The sequence below is a fragment of the Nitrosomonas sp. JL21 genome, assembly GCF_009833095.1.
GTDB lineage: Bacteria > Pseudomonadota > Gammaproteobacteria > Burkholderiales > Nitrosomonadaceae > Nitrosomonas.
The window spans coordinates 1-4,350 of the sequence record NZ_QRCB01000062.1 but is presented as its reverse complement, the minus strand read 5'-3'; the positions used below and the strand labels follow the sequence as shown (position 1 = coordinate 4,350).

Sequence of the window (4,350 nt, the reverse complement as noted above, 5' to 3'; positions counted from 1 at the left end):
CACCTTGACAGTGGAGGATTGACTAAGTAGTCTAGGGCGGTTGGATGAGAAGTAAGGACGAAAGCAGGGACAAATAATAAGAGAGTATAAGTATAAGAGAGAAAGCAATGGAAAACCAAAGGAGAGAGAGATGAATGCCAAGAAGTGGCTGAGGATAGCGGGGATGATGTTGGGAGGGTTGTTGATAGGGACGGCCCAAGCGGACATACCGACTGTTCCGAATGAATTATTTGAAGCACTGAAGTTGGACCGTACGAAGGTAACGCCGAAGGAACTGCATGAAGCGTTGGTAAAACGTTACAAGGATCCTGCGCAAGGAGCGGGGAGAGGGACGTTGGCGCAATACTGGGAACCGATACCGTACGGGATATATTTAGATCCTGCGACGTTCTACAAATCGCCGACCACGAACAAGGAGATAGCGAGCCGTAAGGAATGCGTGGAATGTCACACGGACGAATCGCCGGTATGGGTGCAGGCGTGGAAGCGCAGCAGCCACTCGAACCTGGACAAGATCCGTAAATTGAAACCTGAAGACCCGACCTTTTATAAGAAAGCGAAGCTCGAAGAAGTAGAGAAGAATCTGCGCTCGATGGGCAGGCTTGCGGAAGGGGAGAATCTGAAGGAAGTGGGCTGTATAGACTGCCACGTGGACATAGGCACGAAGAAGAAAGCGGACCATACCAAAGACATCAAGATGCCGACGGCAGACGTCTGTGGCACCTGTCACCTGGCAGAATTTGCGGAACGCGAATCGGAACGTGACACGATGATATGGCCACATGGTCAATGGCCTGATGGACGCCCATCGCACGCGCTGGACTACAAAGCCAACGTAGAGACGACGGTATGGGCGGCGATGCCACAACGCGAAGTAGCGGAAGGCTGCTCGATGTGCCACACCAACCAAAACAAATGTGACTCCTGCCATACCCGCCATGAATTCTCGGCAGCGGAATCGCGTAAACCGGAAGCCTGCGCGACCTGCCACAGCGGCGTGGATCACAACAACTGGGAAGCCTACTCGATGTCCAAGCACGGCAAGATGGTATCGATGCTGGGAGACAAATGGAACTGGGAAGCGCCTCTGAAGGACGCGTATGCAGTAGGCGGCCAGAATGCACCGACCTGTGCAGGCTGCCATATGGAATATGAAGGCGAATACAGCCACAACATGGTTAGAAAGATACGTTGGGCGAACTACCCGTTTGTTCCCGGTGTAGCAGAAAACATCAAGAGCGAATGGGCGGAAAAACGTCTGGACTCATGGGTGGTTACCTGTACTCAATGTCACTCGGAACGTTTTGCGCGCTCCTATCTGGACCTGATGGACAAAGGCACGCTGGAAGGCCTGGCTAAATACCAGGAAGCCAACGACATCGTACATCAACTGTACAAGGAAGGCCTGCTGACGGGACAGAAAACCAACCGTCCTGCACCGCCTGCACCAGAGAAAGAAGGCTATGCTTACTTTGCCCAACTGTTCTGGTCGAAAGGCAACAGCCCTGCAGCGATCGAGCTGAAAGTGCTGGAAATGCATGAAAACGATCTGGCCAAGATGCACGTGGGCCTGGCGCACGTCAACCCAGGTGGATGGACCTACACGGAAGGTTGGGGTCCGATCAACCGCGCATATGTGGAAATTCAAGACGAAAACACCCGCATCCGTGAAATGGTTGCACTGCAAGAACGCGTGAAGAATCTTGAATCCGCGAAGAAAGCAAGCCTGCTCGACTTGGACGGCACAGCAGAGAAGATCTCGCTGGGCGGTTTAGGAGGTGGCATGCTGCTGGCTGGTACCCTGGCGCTGGCAGGCTGGCGTAAACGTAAGCAAAACGAAGCTTGATAAACGCTGGCATAGATGACCGCACTGCGAAGGCAGTGCGGTCGACAGACAAGATACTCCCGTCATTAGGCATCGTGCTGGTGACGGGAGGTTTGATTTTATTGGGCTGGTTTGCGTATGCATGGTTCAAACCGGCACCCGCACCGTATCAATATCGATTGATATCGGAAGGCGACAGCAAGCAATATCCGAAGATGGACTTAGCCAGCGGCTGGCCTGACTTGAAGCTCAGCCTATACCAAGTCCAGGCAGAAGGCATAGACAAGCCGATTGCCGAATTCACCACGGCACGCCAAGGCGACGGCTCCCCGGTACTGATATACTGGAAGAACAGCACCAACGAAATACTCTACAATTTCGACCGCAAGCCATCGGAACTGACGATGCTGGCTGCGGCGATCAAGAAACACGCCCCTCAGGGCGCGCTCATCCTATCGTGGTGGGACACGTCACGGCAGATCAAACTACTCACAGGACACGACACACTGTTTACCAGCCACCTGAATGAACCGATGATGGTGCCGGTACCCTGGCTGGAACAAAGCAAAGCCATCCAAGCGTATGAAGAACGATTCTGGGGCAGCGACGCGAGACAGGCAGAGCGCGACCAATTCAAGCGCTTCAGCCAAGCGCTGGCGCAACCGGCAGCCGAAGGCGTGAAAGCGCTGCGCGAACTGGTTGGCTCAGACCGGGAAACCTATGTCATCATCCATGTCACCGACTTATACAAACTGGGCGTCATGTACTCGGACAAGATGGGTGTGGCCTATCAGAACTTCCCGATGACAGGCAACATGCACGGCATGATCAATCAGATGAAAGTGCAGGTCAAGGAAAACGACTTCAATACCTATACCCTGCAATCGATTTCGGACAACGAAATCAGGGCATTCTTTCTGAGCGATGAAGCGAGCAGCGAAACGTTGCTGGCAAGGATGCTGCCGTTTGTGGAAAAGAAATCGCCGGTAGACCTGGACGTGGCGCAACTGATCTATCAGCAAGGCGGCTATTGGGTGTACAAGCTCCCTTAAAAAAATACTCCAGACGGCCACATAGTCATTTACACGATGCGATGATAGCGTACAATACGAAGCCAATCGAAGATTGAATTAAAAAAGCATAAGTATAAAGGAGGAAGGATGAAGCACCCGATCACATATTTATTTGCAGTACTGGCGATGTTTGCATTGTTCTCTGGCGCAGCACTGGCAGACACGTACGAAGGCCGCACGAAATGCAGCTCATGCCACAAATCGCAAGCCAAATCCTGGAAAGACACGGCTCATGCGAAAGCGATGGAGTCATTGAAACCAGGCACGCGCAAGGACGCGAAGGTCAAAGCCAAGCTGGATCCGGAGAAGGATTACACCCAGGACAAGGACTGCGTGGGATGTCACGTTGATGGATTTGGCAAGAAAGGCGGGTATACGATAGAAGCGGCGAAAAAACCGCTGGCGGCAGTAGGCTGCGAATCCTGCCATGGCCCTGGCAAGAACTACCGTGGTGACCACCGCAAAGCAGGCCAGGCGTTTGAAAGCAAAGGTACCACCACGCAACGTAAAGTCGTTGCCGACAAAGGCCAGGACTTCCAGTTTGAAGAAGCCTGCGCTGGATGCCATTTGAACTATGAAGGCTCACCATGGAAAGGAGCCAAAGCGCCTTATACGCCATTCACCCCGGCAGTGGATCCGAAATACACGTTTGACTTTGACAAGATGGTCAAGGACGTGAAGGCAATGCACGAACACTACAAGCTGGATGGCACCTTTGTTGGCGAGCCGAAATTCAAATATCATGACGAATTCCAGGCAAACGCCAAAGAAAAGACCAAAAAAGATAAAGGAAAAGAGTAATGACCGGTTTACAGAAAGGAGCGATAGGGACTCTGCTGACGGGAGGGTTGCTGGGGATTGTGATGGTAGCGGTAGTGTTTGGAGGAGAAGCGGCGCTATCGACCGAAGAATTCTGCACGAGCTGTCACTCGATGACCTATACGCAAAAGGAACTGAAGGACTCGACGCACTATGGAGCGCTGGGAGTGAATCCTGGCTGTAAGGACTGCCATATACCGCAGGGTTTCAAGAACTTCCATCTGGCGTTATATACGCATGCAGTGGATGGAGCTCGGGAATTGTATCTGGAACTGGTGAATGATTACTCGACGTTGGAGAAATTCAATGAACGGCGGCTGATCATGGCGCACGATGCGCGGATGAACCTGAAGAAATGGGACAGCGTGACGTGCCGTGATTGCCATAAGAACCCGAATCCCCCAGGAGCGGATGCCCAGGAAGCGCACAAGAAGCTGAAGACGGAAGGTGCGACCTGTATCGACTGCCACCAGAACCTGGTGCATGAGGAAGTAGCGAAGACCGACCTGAATGCAAGCCTTGCAGCTGGCAAGATGGTGCTGGCGAAGGATGAGGACAGTGGTGGCGGGGAAGAGGAAGAAGATGAAGAAGATGACGAAGAAGGTGGGGAGAGCGAGTCTGCTGCAGCCTCCG

At 52.9% G+C, this 4,350-nt stretch carries 4 protein-coding genes; all 4 read left to right on the top strand.

Annotated elements, in window-relative coordinates:
* Positions 1 to 130: 130 nt before the first annotated feature.
* Positions 131 to 1,846, top strand: a complete 1,716-nt coding sequence (locus ABF87_RS14235) for a multiheme c-type cytochrome (RefSeq protein ID WP_160829784.1) — start codon at positions 131 to 133, stop codon at positions 1,844 to 1,846.
* On the top strand, positions 1,843 to 2,877 hold the full coding sequence (gene haoB, locus ABF87_RS14230) for a hydroxylamine oxidation protein HaoB (RefSeq protein WP_160829783.1): 1,035 nt from the start codon (positions 1,843 to 1,845) through the stop codon (positions 2,875 to 2,877). Before ABF87_RS14235 ends, haoB begins: the two co-directional genes overlap by 4 nt.
* Before the next feature lie 108 nt (positions 2,878 to 2,985).
* Entirely contained in the window at positions 2,986 to 3,699 is a 714-nt protein-coding gene (gene cycA / locus ABF87_RS14225; RefSeq protein ID WP_160829782.1) for a cytochrome c-550 CycA, read from the top strand.
* A partial coding sequence (locus ABF87_RS14220) for a NapC/NirT family cytochrome c (protein ID WP_193568019.1) occupies positions 3,699 to 4,350 on the top strand: 652 nt, incomplete at its 3' end. The genes cycA and ABF87_RS14220, both read left to right, overlap by 1 nt.

Coding starts and splice junctions, on each gene's coding strand:
- cycA (WP_160829782.1), top strand. CDS start 2,986: ATGAAGCACCCGATCACATATTTATTTGCAGTACTGGCGATGTTTGCA.
- ABF87_RS14235 (WP_160829784.1), top strand. CDS start 131: ATGAATGCCAAGAAGTGGCTGAGGATAGCGGGGATGATGTTGGGAGGG.